Source organism: Enterococcus dongliensis (genome assembly GCF_031927985.1).
GTDB classification, from domain to species: domain Bacteria; phylum Bacillota; class Bacilli; order Lactobacillales; family Enterococcaceae; genus Enterococcus_A; species Enterococcus_A dongliensis.
The window spans coordinates 71,379-87,093 of record NZ_JARPZC010000004.1; the positions used below are offsets into that span (position 1 = coordinate 71,379).

A 15,715-nucleotide genomic window follows, 5' to 3' on the forward strand; every position below is an offset into this window, starting at 1 on the left:
TGTCTTATTTTTCCAAAAAAAAATTAGAAAACCTTAACTAAGATTTTCTAATCTTTGGTATATAAGTGGGATAATTACCGATCAATGTTACCGTGAATCTCTGCTCTTTTAACCGTTGCAGCACTTTTTGCAGTTTTTCCTCTTCAGGAGTTTCAAGATCGATAATAAAAAAGTATTCTCCCAGTTTCGTTTTTTGAGTTCGCGATTCAATTTTGGTTAAGTTGATTTTTTCATCTGAAAAGATAGCCAGACATTTGTACAGTGCTCCAGGATGATCTGAATCTAAATCAAACAAAATAGTTGCTTTCTTTTTTTTCTGAGGCAATGCTTTTGTTAATGGTTGTGTTCCTAAGACCCAAAAACGTGTCTCATTTTCTTTGACTGACTGGATATTTTCTTTCACAATCGTTAAGCCAAATTGTTTGGCCGCAGTTTTTGAACCGATTGCAGCATATTTTTTTTCGGGATGATCGGCTACTTTTTTGGCGCCTTGTGCAGTGGAACCGATTTGTTCTATATCGACAGTTGGAAAATGATTCAATAAAAAGACTTGTGATTGTGCCAGTGCCTGAGGATGACTACAGATCAATTCAATCTCTTTCCAAAAATCAGCATGATCAGGATGGACCATCAGTTGTTGTTGAATCGGTAGGACGATTTCAGCTTGGATTGTTGGCAATGTTTGGAAAATCAAATCCAATGTCGGCAAGACCGAACCTTCAATCGTATTTTCAATCGGTACAATACAATAATCCAACGTGCCTTTTCTCTGTTCTTCAAGCAATGCTGTCAAAGACTCATACGGAAACAATTCACGCTCTTTGAAAAAATTCACCGCAGCGCTATAGGTAAATGACCCTTTTGGTCCTAAATAACCCACTTTCATTAAGAAGCGACCTGTTGTATGATTTCAGCGACGATCTCTTGTGGGGATTTTCCCGAAGTATCCACCGTGATCTTTGCTAATTTTTCGTAGAGTTTCTCTCTTGAAAAGAATAACCGTTTCAAATCCCCATCGTCATTTTTGATTGCTAGGGGGCGAATATTTACTTTGTCTTCCCGAATTCGTTGGACTAAGATATTTGCATGAGCTTTCAAATAAACGACTAATTTATCTGATAATACTTTTTGATTTTCCGGTTGTAAAATCACACCGCCGCCTGTGGCAATGATGGAATCTTCATTTAATGCTTCTTTTAAAAGATTTGTCTCATGTTCACGAAATGAGGCTTCGCCATGTTCTTCAAAATATTCACTAATTGGTTGACCGATTCGTTCAACTAAAACATCATCCATATCCACTACACGGGTATTTAATGCTGCGGCAAGTTTTTTACTGACAGTAGTTTTTCCGGCTCCCATAAAACCGATTAAGACGATTGATTCCATTAAGCATCCTCCTTTATTAATAAGCTTAAATCACTGAAAAAGTTTGGATAAGAAATATTGATAGCCTCAGGTTTATGTAGCTCAACTGTTTCTTCCGTTAACAATGCCGCAATCTGCAGCATCATTCCGATTCGATGATCACCATGACTATCGACAACACCACCATGCAAAGGTGTCGGCCCATGAATAATCAATCCATCCTCTGTTGTTTCGATCTTAGCCCCTAGTTTATTCAATTCCTGTGCTGTCGCATCGATGCGATTTGTTTCTTTCACTTTTAATTCTTGGGCATTAGAGATAACCGTTGTCCCGTTCGCTTGGGTCGCGGCTAATGCAACAATCGGCAACTCATCGATTAAGCGTGGAATAATTTCTCCTCCAATTGTTGTTGCCTTCAACACAGCTGATTGGATCAATAAATCTGCTGCTTGGTTTTGTGGATCATAAGCTAACTGTTGGATGTTTGCGCCCATTTCAGTTAATACATCCAAAATACCTGTACGTGTTGGATTGACACCGACATGATTTAAGCGCAGATTACTATTTGGCAATAAACTGGCAGCTACAAGATAAAAAGCAGCAGAAGAAATATCGCCAGGAACTGTCACTTCTTGTCCAATGAGTTGTTGCCTTCCAGGTACGGTGATTTTTTTATCTTCTACAACGATCTTTCCACCAAATTGCTTGATCATCTCTTCTGTATGGTTGCGTGATTTTTCTTTTTCAATAATCGTTGTTTCACCCTCTGCTTGCAAAGCGGCAAAAAGAATCGCTGATTTCACTTGTGCACTTGCAATCGGCATTTCGTAGGTGATTGCTGATAAAAGACTGCCTTGCACTTCAATCGGTGGAAATTCGCTGCCATTACTTCCGCTCAGCTTTCCTCCCATCTCTCGCAATGGTCCCATGACTCTTTCCATTGGTCGGCGATTTAATGAGGTATCTCCTGCTATTTTTGAAGAAAAAGACTGCCCTGCTAAAATTCCTAATACTAGGCGCAATGTCGTCCCAGAATTTCCTGCATCTAAACGTTCCTTAGGTGCTTGCAACTGGTTGAACCCTGCTCCTTCGACGATAATATCTTGTCCATCTTCGTTAATCGTCACACCTAGTGCCTTAAAGACCGCGATCGTACTCAAACAATCTTCCGCTCTTAAAAAATTGTGAATCGTTGTTCTTCCCTGACTGATTGCACCAAACATAATGCTGCGATGCGAAATCGATTTATCTGCCGGTACAGTGAGTGCACCATTGACCCCTGAATTTGTTTTCAATAGTTTCATTTGTTAACTCCTTCTGCAACAATGGAATTCTGCTTCTTCAATTACTAATTGCCCTTTTTCCAAGTCTGCTTGATTCTTAAATGAGAGTTCCAAGACTCCAAAAATATCTTCACGTGTTTCCTGGATCTTTAAGTTAATAATAGAGATCCCCGCTTGGCTTAACAGTGTCATAACAGTTGCGATAGCTCCCGCAGTATCCGGGATATTGACATAAAGATCATAAAAAGCTGGAATAACTCCCCGATCTTTTATCGGCAGGTGATCCCGAGAATGTTTCGCCTGACTAAAAAAATCATAGATTGCTGATTGATCTTGCTCCAATAAATTTTCACGGATAGTTGAAATCTCTGTTTGCCATTTACCCAATAGGTCTAATAAAATTGAACGATTGGTCAATAAAATATCTGTCCACATCTGCGGATCCGATGAGGCGATTCGTGTAATATCTCGGAATCCTCCTGCCGCTAGTTGTGTTGCGCGAGGATATTCCTCCGTTAAATGATCGCTCATTCTAACTAGTCCAGATGCTACAATATGAGGTAAGTGACTCAATACGCCCACAATCTCATCATGAGACTCAGGTTCAAGAACGACAAATTTTGCCCGAGTCGGTGCCAATAATTCGATTAATGGTGTCACTTCGACTCCTTCTGGCGGTGTCAAAATATAATAAGCTTCTTCAAAAAGATTAGGATTTTCTGCTTTGACACCCGATTTATGGGATCCCGCCATTGGGTGACCTCCAATAAATGTAAAAGGGAAATCTTGCGCTTGTTTCATGACTTCATTTTTAGTACTGCCAGTATCTGTAACAATCACAGTTTTTTTCAATGGAAGTTGTGCTAATTCATGTAAGTAGTGCAACGTAGAACGAACGGGTACGGCTAAAATAATAACATCCATCTCAGGTGCTCTTTCAATAGAAGTAATTTGATCAACCAGTTCAACTTCGTGAGCAATCTTCCGGGTTTCCAATGAATGATCCCAACCAAACAACTCAATTGCTGGATTTTTGATGGCTCTACAAAGTGACGCACCGATTAGACCAAGTCCTAAGACGAACACTCGCTTTTTCATAGACGTACCCTCTCTCTTAAAAATTCCTGATTGCTTCCCGATATGCTTTTACTGCTTGTTGTAACTCATCCATCGTATCTGACGAGAATTTTTCTAAAACTTCTTCTGCTAATACTGTTGCAACGACATTTTCTGCAACGACAGAAGCTGCTGGAACGGCTGTACTATCAGAACGCTCAACGCTTGCCTTGTAGGGTTCTTTTGTATCGATATCAACACTCATAAGTGGTTTATATAAGGTCGGGATTGGCTTCATTACACCACGCACGATGATTTGCTCTCCATTTGTCATGCCGCCTTCAAAGCCGCCAAGATGATTACTTGTCCGTTTATATCCATCATCCCAAATGATTTCATCCATGACTTTTGAACCTGGTTGACGAGCTGCTTCAAAACCGATTCCAAATTCAACTCCCTTAAAGGCGTTTATACTCAATATGCTTTGTGCAATCTTCCCATCAAGCTTATGATCCCATTGGACATAACTGCCAAGACCTGCAGGGATGTTGTCTGTTCGGACTTCTACGACTCCTCCAATTGTATCGCCTGCTTTTTTCGTTTGATCGATCAGTTTTTTGACAGACTCTTCAACTGATCCATCCACCATATTGACTTCTGAAATAGCTGTTTTAGCTTGGATATCCTTAACACTTAATTTTTCTGGGATACTTGCTTCGATGCCGCCCAGTATCACCACGTGGCTAGCAATCTCAATTTCTACAGCAGCTAAAATCTGCTTAGCAATCGCTCCGACAGCTACTCGCATCGTCGTTTCACGAGCAGAAGAACGTTCTAAAACATTTCTTAAGTCACTATGATGATATTTCATTCCGCCAACTAAATCGGCATGTCCTGGACGTGGTTTTGCCACTCGGCGTAATTTTTGTTCCTTTTCAGAAACAGCTTCAACAGACATAACTTTCTGCCAATTTTTCCAATCACGATTTTCGACAATCATAGTGATTGGCGAGCCCAATGTCTGACCATGACGTACGCCAGAAGTGATGCGCACTTGATCTTTTTCAATCTTCATGCGGCCACCACGACCATAGCCGCCCTGTCTTCTCGCCAACTCATGATTAATCGCTTCAACAGAAAGTGTCAAGCCTGCTGGAATTCCTTCAATGATCGTCGTTAGTTCTGGCCCATGTGATTCGCCAGCTGTTAAGTAACGCATAAGCTACTTCCCTTCTATTAAATAGTCTTTGATTTCTGTCAATTTGATTTTTTGAATAAATGCTTTTCCGATCTCTTTTAATAAGACGATATTCAGACTTTCTCCTCGTGCCTTTTTATCGTGTGTGATCGCAGCATAGAATTTTTCAGCTTCCCAAGGTTGATAGTCGATCGGCAATTGGTACTTTTGATTCATCGCGATGATTTCTTGTGTGATACCAACCGGAGAAAGGTGTTTTTTTTCGGCTGTTTGCGATATTTTTATCATGCCGATTGCTACTGCTTCGCCATGGCTGATCTTGCCGTATCCGGCGGTATTTTCAATCGCATGTCCAATAGTATGTCCGAAATTTAATAGTAAACGTGCGCCGTTATCAAATTCATCTTCTTCGACAGCTGCTTTTTTTACTTGTAAGGCTTTTAAGATTATCGCTTCACTGTGAGCTAAAAGGTCTTGGACCCCGGTTAATTTTTCAAGATCTTGCCATAATGAAGAATCACTGATAGCACCGCATTTGATGATTTCTGCAATACCTTCACGGATTCGAAGTTCAGGTAAGGTATTTAATGTTTCCGGATCAATCAAAACTCCGTCAGGCTGAGCGAATGTACCAATCATATTTTTTGCTTTACTTGAATTTACCGCTGTTTTTCCACCTATACTTGAATCAACTTGTGCTAATAAAGAAGTCGGAATTTGAACAAACGCGATGCCTCGCATATAGGTAGAGGCGACAAAACTAGCTAGGTCGCCAACGACACCGCCGCCTAAGGCAATGACCGCGTCACTGCGGGTAAAATGCTGATCCGCCAAAAAATCATAAAGAGTATTTGCCATATCTAGTGATTTGCTGTTCTCACCTGCTGGAATAACGTAATGAGCAACCTCATAATCAGTTAATTGTTGACAAATCTTCTCGCCATAAATAGGAAATACATGATCATCACTAATAATAGCGATTTTTTTATTTTGCCACAGCGAAGCGATCCATTCACCCACAGATTCTAATGCATGACGCTTTACAACGATTTCGTAACTTTTTTCTGATAAAACAATTTCCATGACAGTCTCCTCCGGTCTCTATCCATCCTTTTATTTCTGCCATCCCGATTTTCCCAAATCGAAAATGGCAGAAAATCGTGTCGCGCTTCTGATTAGATAAGTGACGGTTCTTTTGTTAGTTCGTTGATTTTTTTCATTGCTTCAACCATGATTTCGACTTCACTCATCATTTTCAAGTAATTTTTTTCATTTAATGATTGTTCCCCATCAGACCAAGCATGTAATGGATCAGGATGGATCTCAACGATCATTCCATCAGCACCACTGGCAACTCCTGAACGAGCCATTGATCCTACTAGATCCCAAACACCTGTACCATGGCTTGGATCAACAATAATTGGGAAATGACTTAATTTTTTAATCAACGGTACAGCACTTAAATCAAATGTATTCCGTGTGGCAGTTTCGTAAGTCCGAATTCCTCGTTCGATGAAAATAATGTTTGAATTGCCTTGTACTGCGATGTATTCAGCAGCATTCAACCATTCTTGGATTGTTCCAGAAATCCCACGTTTTAATCCAATTGGTTTGCCTGTTTTACCTACAGCTTCCAATAAGCGGAAGTTTTGCATATTTCGTGCACCAATTTGAATAATATCTGCGTATTGACAAACAACATCGATATGCGCTTCATCCATTACTTCAGTAATTACTTTTAAGCCATGTGCATCTGCTGCTTTGCGCATGATTTTCAGACCTTCTTCACCTAATCCTTGGAAAGCGTATGGTGACGTACGTGGTTTGTAAGCTCCGCCACGCAAGATTTTTGCGCCGCCGGCTTTAGCCATACGTGCCGTCTCCATAATTTGTTCTTCCCCTTCGACAGAACAAGGACCAGCCATTGTAACAAAACTACCATCACCGATTTTTACCCCTTCAACATCAACAACAGTATCTTGAGGATGAAATTCTCTGGATGTCAATTTGTAAGTATTTGAAATAGCGACTGCTCGTTCGACTACGCTGTATGCTTGGAATGGAACATTTTGGATGATTTTTGGATCGCCCAATAGACCAAGAACTAAACGGTCTTTTCCACGATTAATTTGAACACCTAATCCTTCTTCTTTGATTCTTGATAAAATAGGTGATAACTCTGATTCTTGGATTCCTTTTTTTATAATTAAGATCATAATAATAACTTCCTTCACTTTTTTATTTTTTAATTTCTTTTTCTAATAACGGTTGAATCAATGCTACTGGCATTTCTTTTCCTGTCCATAATTTAAATGCGGCAGCACCTTGATAAAGCAACATATCCAAGCCATTAACTGCGGTTGCGCCGATTGCTTTAGCAGCTGTTAATAGTTTTGTTTCACCAGGGTGATAAATCACATCAAAAACTGGCAAGTCTTTTCTTAACAATGCTTCAGACAAAGGCATTTGATCAGTTTTTGGTGCCATCCCGATTCTTGTGGCATTGATCAATAGACTGCTGGTTGCTAGAGCATTCGATAATTGTTGTTCCTTCGCTAAATCATGCAACTGGATTTGACAATTAGTCTCTTCTGCAATCTCAGCAAGTTTTGGTTTGATTTTTTGATAAAACTCATCTTTGATGTTAAATACATCAATGGCTTTTACACCGTCAATCGCAGCTTGTGTGATAATCGCTGTTGCTGCACCGCCTGCACCAAGAATCGTCATTCTTTTGCCGATGATGTCAATCCCGTTTTGTTTTAAACTTTCCATACAGCCGATACCATCCGTATTATGTCCAATCAGTTTACCGTCATGATTTACGATTGTGTTGATTGCTCCAATCAATCGAGCGGCTTGACTTAACTCATCGACATATTTGATAGCTTCCATCTTGTGAGGCATTGATAAATTGATTCCCAACATTTCAAGGTCACGAACGGCTTGGATACTTTCGCCAAGTCTTTTTGGCGGAACATCAAAACTTAGATAGACTGCATCGACCCCTGTTTCTTTAAATGATGTCGTATGCATCATCGGTGAAAAGCTGTGTCTTGCTGGTAATGCATACAATCCAGCTAATCGTGTCTTTCCTGAAATTTCATTTTCCATCTTCCCTCACTCCTTCTTATAAAAATCGTCAACCTTCAATCAACACGTTAAATATGAAAAAGGCCCATTGTAGAAAATCTACAATGAGCCTAGCCTCTCAAAAAATCCTAAAGAAAAAGCCACTATAGATTTTCATCTATGTGGCATTAAGTCATACTTAATATCTCTAGCCATCATAGATACAAACTGGTATCGTCTGCATCCATGAAACATGAATACAAACCTATCTAAAATAGCTAAAGTAATAATTATTCAGTTGTGTGTGCGTACTCTTATTCTTATTCATAAAGATCGCTCCAAACTGTGATTTAAGATTGAACTTAGTATAGTTTTGTTTCTGTAATAAGTCAACCTATTTTTTAATCTTTCTGTAAATATTTTTTATTTACATCTCATTTACTGTTGTTTCACTTTCTTCAAAAAGCAAAAATAGATCGGTCAACGATAACTGTTTCTTCGCTTCACCACGGATGTCTTTGATGATCTCTCCTTTTTCCATAACGATCACACGATCACCATAATGCAAGGCATCTTCCATCTTATGGGTGACCATCAAACAAGTCAGATTCTCTTCTTTGATTCGCTGGTCCGTTAATTTCATCAATTGTTTGGCCGTCTTAGGATCAAGTGCAGCTGTATGTTCATCCAATAATAATAAATCTGGTTGGGTAATGGTCGCCATCAGCAAACTCAACGCCTGTCTTTGTCCTCCAGAAAGAAATCCAGTAGGCGTATCTAAATGATTTTCTAAGCCGTTGCCAGTTAGACGACACAATTCGCGATACAGTTCTTTTTTTTGATTGAGCTGACGTTGACGCAATCGCCGTTTTTGTCCGCGTTTTTCAGCCAAGCCCAAATTCTCAGCCACTGTTAAACGAGGAGCAGTCCCCATTTTAGGATCTTGAAAGACACGAGCGATTGAAGACGCGCGTTGCTCTTCAGAAAGCTTCGTTAGATCCTTTCCCATTACTGAGACAGTTCCGCTATCTAATTGTAAATTACCAGAAATACTATTAAAAAGTGTACTTTTCCCTGCACCATTCCCGCCTAAAATTGTGACAAATTCTCCAGGGGCAATCGTCAGATCTACTTGGTTTAAGATCTTGCGTTTATCGTTGATTCCATTGCTGATTGTCTTACTAGCCTGTTTTACTTCTAAGGCATTCATTGACTCACTCCTTACTAATAACTTAAGTCATTTCCAAGATTTTTTTCATGTCATTTAACGAGAAGTAGTATCGTTCTTTTTTTCTAAACCCGTCTTCAAGTTCAATGCTTCTTTTAAACGAGGGATCATCAAACACAAAGCTAGGATGATTGAGGAGAAGATTTTCAAATATGTCGTATCCAAACCAACTTTGATAATGATTAAGATCAAGAGTTGATAAATGATACTACCTAAAACGATCGCAACTAAGCGTTCGACAAACGTAACTTCACCATATAACACTTCACCGATGATGATCGAGGCTAACCCAATAACGATTACACCGACTCCTTTACCAATATCAGCATACCCATCATTTTGTGCAATCAAGGCACCTGATAAAGCAATCACTCCATTAGATAACGTTAGACCGATCACTTTCATTCGATCGGTATTGATACCAATTGAACGAGCCATATTTTCATTGTCCCCTGTTGCAATATACGCTTGACCAAAATCAGTGAAAAAGAAAAACAACAACAAGGCGATAATAATCAAAATAGCGATTAATCCTAACAAAACGATATCAAAATGATCAGGTAGTTTTAACTTAGTAAAAAAATCCTGAATCTTAGGCTGATTCAATAAAGAAAGGTTCGGCGTCTGCATAATAAAGAGCATCACTGAATTTAATCCCGACATAACGAGAATCCCTGCTAAGATGACGGGAATCTTTCCTTTAGTATAAAGAATCCCGGTAATGAAGCCTGCACACATTCCTGCAAAGATCCCTAAAAGAGTCGCAAGAATCGGTGACACCCCATTTGTAATAGCCGTCACACAGACCGCACCGCCTAATGGAAACGATCCTTCTGTTGTCATATCAGGGAAATTCAAAATTCGATAGGTCATAAAAATCCCTAAGCCTAAAATTCCCCATAAAAATCCTTGTCCAATTGCTGAGATTACCATTTGTCTATTCTCCTTTAACTACTTCGGCTTCTTCTTTGATGTTTGCTGGAATCGTAATACCTAACTCTTTTGCTTTTTCTTCATTGATAATCATGTCGCCATAATCGATTACATTTACTGGTGTATCGGCTGGCGTTGATTTTCCACTTAAAACAGCAGCTGCCATTTTTCCAGTCTCAACTCCTAGATCAAATTGATTTTGTCCGACTGTTGCAATCCCACCTTCTTTGACCATGTTGTCAACAGAAACAAAGACTGGTTTTTTTGCTTTATCAGATTCACTGATTAATGTTTGGAATGCACTAGCGATAGTGTTGTCTTGCGGGATATATAAGAAATCTGTTTCTTTACAAGCTTGCTGTGTAATCGTCGCAATTTCATTACTTGAAGAGATTGCATATTTTTTTACAGTATAGCCTACTGCAGCTGCTTTCTTTTCTGCTCGTTCAATCTGTGATTTCGAATTTTCTTCAGAGGATGAATAGATCATTCCAACTGTTTTTGCCTTTGGAAAGAGTTCTTTTGCCATATCGATTTGTTGATCAACTGGTGTCAAATTATTTACCCCAGTGACGTTTCCAGCTGGTTTTTTCAAATTCTTAACTAAGCCGGCGCTGACAGGGTCACTGATTGCTCCCATGATGATCGGCGTATCATTTGTTGCATTTGCTAAAGCTTTTGCTGCTGGTGTTGCGATTCCGACTAATACATCTGATTTTTTTTCTAATAATTGCTGACTCATACTATTTAATTTGCTTTGATCACCTTGACCATTTAAAAATTCAACTTTGATATTTTTCCCATCTTCGTAACCTTCTTTTTTTAGTCCTTCAATCACACCGTCTTTAATCTGATCTAATGATGGGTGGCTGATGAATTGTAAAATCCCGACTGTTTTTACTTCTGTCTTTTTATCTGTAGCAGCATCGGTTTGACGCGACCCCATTTGATAAGCGAATACCCCGATTAAAACAACTGCTAATGCGATGATTGAACCAATAATCCCTTTATTTTTCATAATTTATTCCTCCAAGTTTTTTTATTTTTGTGTATAAAAAAGACAACTACCCAAAAATTCTACGGTAGTTGTCTAAAAAAACAAAAACCGCATAGATAGTCTCTATGCGGGAATAAGCATGAAAAAATATCCAGCATAGATACAAAATTTAGAAGTTGTCTAAACGTTGTATCTATGAGTGAATCCATAAATACAACTTATCTACGCCAGTTTTGCCAGCTATTCAATTGATCAGATAAGTTTGCATGTCTCATGAATGTCACTCCTTCTTGGTTTTTGATGTTGACGTTAGTTTACCGAAAAAGAAAACAGCTGTCAATACTTTTTATTAAAAAAAACTCATTTATTTTTTTGAACTCTCATTTTATTTCTTTAAGTTCCACATCGGTAACCGATTTAGTTCAGGGATGAAAGCTTCGTTTAAATCGTCTAATCCTTCAACTACGAAACGATTTTTTTCTTTACCATTGTGAAAGAAAATGAACGTTACTTGACGTGGGTCAAGCCGATATTTTTTTGCGATAGCTTCACTATCATAAACTATGGGATAATAATAAAACCTGCGATTCAGCATTCTTTCTTGCGCTGGATCATCAAGGAGTGTCATCACATTTTCAAAAGATGTCCCTCTTGGCTGACTGAACATGATTGAAATAGCCTTTGTATCCTTTACTTTTTGATCCACTGTTTGATAATCCAGCGGAATTAAATGATCTGACTTCAATGAACGAAAAACCAATTCATCTAATTGATCCTGACGAATCGTCTTTTGTGCAAAGAGTACAGAAACAGAGAAAATGAGCGCAACAAGTACTAAGCTTGCTGTAATCATCAGAGAGCGTCGTTCATTCTCTGATACGATGTTAATAAATCTCTCCCAGAGATCCAGACTTTTTTCTTTTATTAATGTTAAATATCTTTTCACGATAAACGGCCCTCCTCTTTTTCATTATATTGTTTTTCACTTAAAAGCGCTACCAGGTCGCTGGACTTCATTTTGCAAGATCGCTCCTATTTTATTGTTAGCGCTTTATTTAAATGATACGATACATTTGAGAACTTATTGAGGAGGTTTTAAGATGAGTAGTATTGAACACTTTTCACGTAAAAATATAACCAAGGATAATCCACTTTTTTCTAGTATTCGCAGCGTAATTGAAACGGCTTTTTATGGAAATAATGTTTCAAAAATCCGACATTTAACAGATGCCTATGCTTTAGCAAAGGCTAGTCCAGGTACGATCACAACAGATCTGGATGTTGCTTTTACAAATGAATTACAGCTACCCACCGATGCAAAAGTACTAGTGACTAATGACGGTGAGATTGTGGGCCGAACTGCTGCTGCTCGACGAATCACCGGTCAGCAAGAAATCGATGCTGCTTTTTATAGTGAACTTTTACGAGAAGCTGTCTTTAAAGCCCGAACAAAACAATTCTATTCGGGAGAAGTTATCGTGGGGCTGAATCAAGAGTTTACTATCAAATCACATTTGATGCTGCCAGCTGATTATAGCCCGAATCTTTACTCTTATTTACTAAACTTTCAAATCGGGGATGCCAAACACCTTTTTTATCAGCAATCTGTGAAAATCAATACTGGCGATATTTTTATTTTTGCTGATCCCGATTGGACACATCCTGATTTTCCTGAAGGAGTTGTAGTAATTGATCCACTTCACAATTGTGCCGGGATTTTAGGTTTGCGGTATTTCGGCGAATTAAAAAAAGCCACTTTGACACTAGCTTGGTCGACGGCTCATCGCAATGGTTTTATTGCTTGTCACGGCGGAATGAAACAATACTTACTGGAAGATAAAAAATATACATTAGCTGCTTTTGGTCTTTCGGGTTCAGGAAAATCTACGATTACTTTGGCGAAACCTAAAAATAAAGGCAGTGTCCACGTCCTTCATGACGATGCTTTTGTCATCTCAAAAGAGAAAGGTTCCACTACTGCACTAGAACCTGCTTATTTCGATAAAACACAAGATTATCCTATGACCAGTGAACAGATTAATTATATCGTCACCGCTCAAAATATCGGTGTTACCTTAGATGAACAAAACAAAAAAGTTTTAGTTACAGAAGATATTCGTAACGGCAATGGACGCAGTATTAAAAGTCGATTTGCAACACCTAATCGTGTGGATCATATCGCAGAAAAAGTCGATGGGCTTTATTGGATTATGAAAGATAACAGTCTGCCGCCATTAATCAAAGTAGATGATCCTTCTCTTGCCGCAATTTTTGGAGCGACCCTTGCAACAAAACGTTCGACAGCTGAGAATATCCGCAATCAAACTGCAGAGCAGTTAGTCATTGAACCTTTTGCCAATCCTTTTCGCTGTTATCCGCTGCAAGAAGACTACCAAGATTTCAAAGAATTGTTTCAACAACAAACTGCTTGTTTTCTTTTGAACACAGGAGATTTTCAAGGACGCAATATCACGCCTGAAGAAACGCTGGATAGCATTGAAAAAGTCATTACAGGAACAGCAACATTTCAACCTTTTGGCCCACTTAAAAAATTGCAGTATCTACCTGTTGAAAATCATGTGCCTGATTTCAATAACCGTACTTACTTGAGTCATTTATTGACACGTTTAGAAACTAGATTGGCTTTTGTCCAGACGCGTAAAACTTATCAAGCAGGTTATGACCGCTTACCAGACGAAGCAGAGCAACTACTTTTACAACTGCTTGATGAGCTTCATCGGTATTCTGAGTCTCTACACAACTAGAGAATAGCCAACTTCTTGATGAGTTAGTTGGTCATTGACACTTTTTTGTTTATAATGAATGTATTATGAATAGAAATGAGGGATAAAAAATGTCCTTTGATGGAGTTTTTACCCATGCAATGGTACAAGAATTACACAGTCAACTTGTTACCGGAAGAATAGCTAAGATTCATCAGCCTTACGAAAATGAAGTAGTATTAGTAATCCGTGCCAAAGGAAAAAACCAGCGGCTGCTGCTTTCAGCTCATCCTAGTTATGCTCGTATCCAACTAACTGAGATTGCCTATACAAATCCTGATAATCCGCCTAATTTTGTCATGATGCTGCGAAAACATTTAGATGGTGCGATTTTAGAAGATATTCAACAAATCGAAAATGACCGAGTTGTTCATTTTACTTTCAGCAAACGCGATGAACTGGGAGACTTGCAAAACATCGTTTTAATCGTAGAATTGATGGGGCGTCACTCAACAATCGTCTTACTAAATAAACAGACAGGAAAAATTTTAGACGCGATCAAGCATATCGGCCATTCTCAAAATACGTACCGTTCCATCTTGCCCGGCAGTCAATATATTGAACCGCCAAAACAAGCGCAATTAAATCCTTTTCATGCTGAAAAAGAATATGTCTTCAAAATCCTTTCCACTGCTGAAACGCTAGATGGCAAGTATTTGCAGCAGCATTTTCAAGGGTTGGGACGAGATACAGCTGCTGAATTGGCTTTTCGTCTATTAGAAAGTCCCAATGAAAAAATGACTGTTTGGACTAATTTTTGGCAAGATATTCAGAAAAACCTTACTCCTACTCTTGGTTTGAAAAATAAAAAAGAATTCTTCGCACCGCTTATTTTTAAAACCTTTGAACAATCAACGGCTTATCCGAATCTGAGTGCCTTGCTGGATGCATTTTATGGAGAAAAAGCCGAGAAAGATCGGGTCAAACAGTTAGGCAATGACCTAATTCGAAAGGTCGATAATGAGATCAAGCGCAACCAAACAAAACTTGAAAAACGGGAAAAAACTTTACGTGATTCTGAAAATGCGGAAGAATTTCGTCGTGATGGTGAGTTATTGACGACTTTCATGGCACAAGTGCCGCGTGGTGCCAAAACGGTTGAATTGCAAAATTATTATGAAGACAATGCGCCGATTACAATCAAATTGAATCCTGCATTGACTCCCAATCAAAACGCACAGAAATATTTTCAAAAATATCAAAAGCTAAAAAATGCGGTCAAATTAATCTATGATCAAATTGCTGAAGCAAAAGATGAGATTGCCTATCTTGAATCAATCTTAGCGCAATTAGAAATTGCCGGTCCAATGGATATCGAAGTCATCAAAGAAGAACTTGTCGCTAGTGGTTACTTAAAGCAAAAACGCAGTAAAAAAAATCGAAGACAAGCTGCTTCCAAACCAGAACATTTTATTGCAAGTGACGGGACTGAGATCTTAGTTGGAAAGAACAATCTCCAAAATGATCAACTAACCTTAAAACAAGCTCGTAAAACAGATATTTGGTTACATGCAAAAAATATTCCTGGTTCTCATGTAATCATAAAAAATGATCAGCCTAGTGAAGAAACCTTAACAGAGGCTGCTGAACTAGCTGCCTATTTCTCTAAGTTTCGTCAATCAGCACAAGTACCTGTGGATTATGTCGCCGTTAAACACGTTCATAAACCAAATGGTGCTAAGCCAGGATTTGTTATTTATGAGAATCAGAAGACCCTATTCGTAACACCAGAAGAAGAATCTATTGAACGATTACGCAAAAACGGAACAGCTTAGGCTGTTCCGTTTTTCTGATAGA

General features: G+C 38.8%; 14 protein-coding genes. 2 read left to right on the forward strand and 12 right to left on the reverse strand.

Annotated features, from left to right (window positions below):
• Window positions 1–37 precede the first annotated feature (37 nt).
• From pheA to P7D84_RS04595, 12 genes are all read right to left on the reverse strand, one after another.
• Complete coding sequence (gene pheA / locus P7D84_RS04540; protein ID WP_311805253.1) at window positions 38–886, reverse strand: prephenate dehydratase; 849 nt, start codon at window positions 884–886, stop codon at window positions 38–40.
• The gene (locus P7D84_RS04545; protein WP_311805255.1) at window positions 886–1,389 is read right to left on the reverse strand and encodes a shikimate kinase; all 504 of its coding nucleotides are present in this window, start codon (window positions 1,387–1,389) and stop codon (window positions 886–888) included. The genes pheA and P7D84_RS04545 overlap by 1 nt, the downstream gene beginning before the upstream one ends.
• Window positions 1,389–2,672, reverse strand: coding sequence for a 3-phosphoshikimate 1-carboxyvinyltransferase (aroA, locus tag P7D84_RS04550; RefSeq protein WP_311805257.1), 1,284 nt, complete (start codon window positions 2,670–2,672; stop codon window positions 1,389–1,391). Before aroA ends, P7D84_RS04545 begins: the two co-directional genes overlap by 1 nt.
• Window positions 2,673–2,675: 3 nt before the next feature.
• Complete coding sequence (locus tag P7D84_RS04555) at window positions 2,676–3,749, reverse strand: prephenate dehydrogenase (protein ID WP_311805259.1); 1,074 nt, start codon at window positions 3,747–3,749, stop codon at window positions 2,676–2,678.
• Window positions 3,750–3,765: 16 nt separating this feature from the next.
• Complete coding sequence (aroC, locus tag P7D84_RS04560; RefSeq protein WP_137603108.1) at window positions 3,766–4,926, reverse strand: chorismate synthase; 1,161 nt, start codon at window positions 4,924–4,926, stop codon at window positions 3,766–3,768.
• 3 nt (window positions 4,927–4,929) lie between these two features.
• Entirely contained in the window at window positions 4,930–5,988 is a 1,059-nt protein-coding gene (aroB, locus tag P7D84_RS04565; RefSeq protein ID WP_137603109.1) for a 3-dehydroquinate synthase, read from the reverse strand.
• A gap of 92 nt (window positions 5,989–6,080) precedes the next feature.
• Entirely contained in the window at window positions 6,081–7,121 is a 1,041-nt protein-coding gene (gene aroF, locus P7D84_RS04570; RefSeq protein ID WP_311805261.1) for a 3-deoxy-7-phosphoheptulonate synthase, read from the reverse strand.
• A 22-nt stretch (window positions 7,122–7,143) separates the two neighbouring features.
• A complete protein-coding gene (aroE, locus tag P7D84_RS04575) occupies window positions 7,144–8,019 on the reverse strand; it encodes a shikimate dehydrogenase (protein WP_311805263.1) in 876 nt (291 codons plus the stop codon).
• Window positions 8,020–8,404: 385 nt separating this feature from the next.
• The gene (locus P7D84_RS04580; protein WP_311805264.1) at window positions 8,405–9,187 is read right to left on the reverse strand and encodes an ABC transporter ATP-binding protein; all 783 of its coding nucleotides are present in this window, start codon (window positions 9,185–9,187) and stop codon (window positions 8,405–8,407) included.
• Window positions 9,188–9,241: 54 nt separating this feature from the next.
• Window positions 9,242–10,138 carry an ABC transporter permease gene (locus tag P7D84_RS04585; protein WP_137603113.1) on the reverse strand — a complete coding sequence of 299 codons (897 nt, stop codon included), beginning with the start codon at window positions 10,136–10,138 and terminating at the stop codon, window positions 9,242–9,244.
• Window positions 10,139–10,142: 4 nt separating this feature from the next.
• The gene (trpX, locus tag P7D84_RS04590; protein ID WP_137603114.1) at window positions 10,143–11,156 is read right to left on the reverse strand and encodes a tryptophan ABC transporter substrate-binding protein; all 1,014 of its coding nucleotides are present in this window, start codon (window positions 11,154–11,156) and stop codon (window positions 10,143–10,145) included.
• Window positions 11,157–11,520: 364 nt separating this feature from the next.
• Window positions 11,521–12,081: a hypothetical protein gene (locus P7D84_RS04595; RefSeq protein ID WP_137603115.1), complete on the reverse strand. Its 561-nt coding sequence runs from the start codon at window positions 12,079–12,081 to the stop codon at window positions 11,521–11,523.
• A gap of 154 nt (window positions 12,082–12,235) precedes the next feature.
• Here P7D84_RS04595 and P7D84_RS04600 point away from each other — a divergent pair, with 154 nt between their 5' ends.
• Both P7D84_RS04600 and efbA read left to right on the forward strand, forming a co-directional pair.
• Complete coding sequence (locus P7D84_RS04600; RefSeq protein ID WP_311805266.1) at window positions 12,236–13,900, forward strand: phosphoenolpyruvate carboxykinase (ATP); 1,665 nt, start codon at window positions 12,236–12,238, stop codon at window positions 13,898–13,900.
• 89 nt (window positions 13,901–13,989) lie between these two features.
• On the forward strand, window positions 13,990–15,693 hold the full coding sequence (efbA, locus tag P7D84_RS04605; RefSeq protein ID WP_311805267.1) for a fibronectin-binding protein EfbA: 1,704 nt from the start codon (window positions 13,990–13,992) through the stop codon (window positions 15,691–15,693).
• Window positions 15,694–15,715: the final 22 nt, after the last annotated feature.

Coding starts and splice junctions, on each gene's coding strand:
- aroE (WP_311805263.1), bottom strand. CDS start 8,019: ATGGAAAATGAAATTTCAGGAAAGACACGATTAGCTGGATTGTATGCA.
- P7D84_RS04555 (WP_311805259.1), bottom strand. CDS start 3,749: ATGAAAAAGCGAGTGTTCGTCTTAGGACTTGGTCTAATCGGTGCGTCA.
- aroC (WP_137603108.1), bottom strand. CDS start 4,926: ATGCGTTACTTAACAGCTGGCGAATCACATGGGCCAGAACTAACGACG.
- aroF (WP_311805261.1), bottom strand. CDS start 7,121: ATGATCTTAATTATAAAAAAAGGAATCCAAGAATCAGAGTTATCACCT.
- P7D84_RS04585 (WP_137603113.1), bottom strand. CDS start 10,138: ATGGTAATCTCAGCAATTGGACAAGGATTTTTATGGGGAATTTTAGGC.
- aroA (WP_311805257.1), bottom strand. CDS start 2,672: ATGAAACTATTGAAAACAAATTCAGGGGTCAATGGTGCACTCACTGTA.
- P7D84_RS04545 (WP_311805255.1), bottom strand. CDS start 1,389: ATGGAATCAATCGTCTTAATCGGTTTTATGGGAGCCGGAAAAACTACT.
- pheA (WP_311805253.1), bottom strand. CDS start 886: ATGAAAGTGGGTTATTTAGGACCAAAAGGGTCATTTACCTATAGCGCT.
- P7D84_RS04600 (WP_311805266.1), top strand. CDS start 12,236: ATGAGTAGTATTGAACACTTTTCACGTAAAAATATAACCAAGGATAAT.
- aroB (WP_137603109.1), bottom strand. CDS start 5,988: ATGGAAATTGTTTTATCAGAAAAAAGTTACGAAATCGTTGTAAAGCGT.
- P7D84_RS04580 (WP_311805264.1), bottom strand. CDS start 9,187: ATGAATGCCTTAGAAGTAAAACAGGCTAGTAAGACAATCAGCAATGGA.
- trpX (WP_137603114.1), bottom strand. CDS start 11,156: ATGAAAAATAAAGGGATTATTGGTTCAATCATCGCATTAGCAGTTGTT.
- efbA (WP_311805267.1), top strand. CDS start 13,990: ATGTCCTTTGATGGAGTTTTTACCCATGCAATGGTACAAGAATTACAC.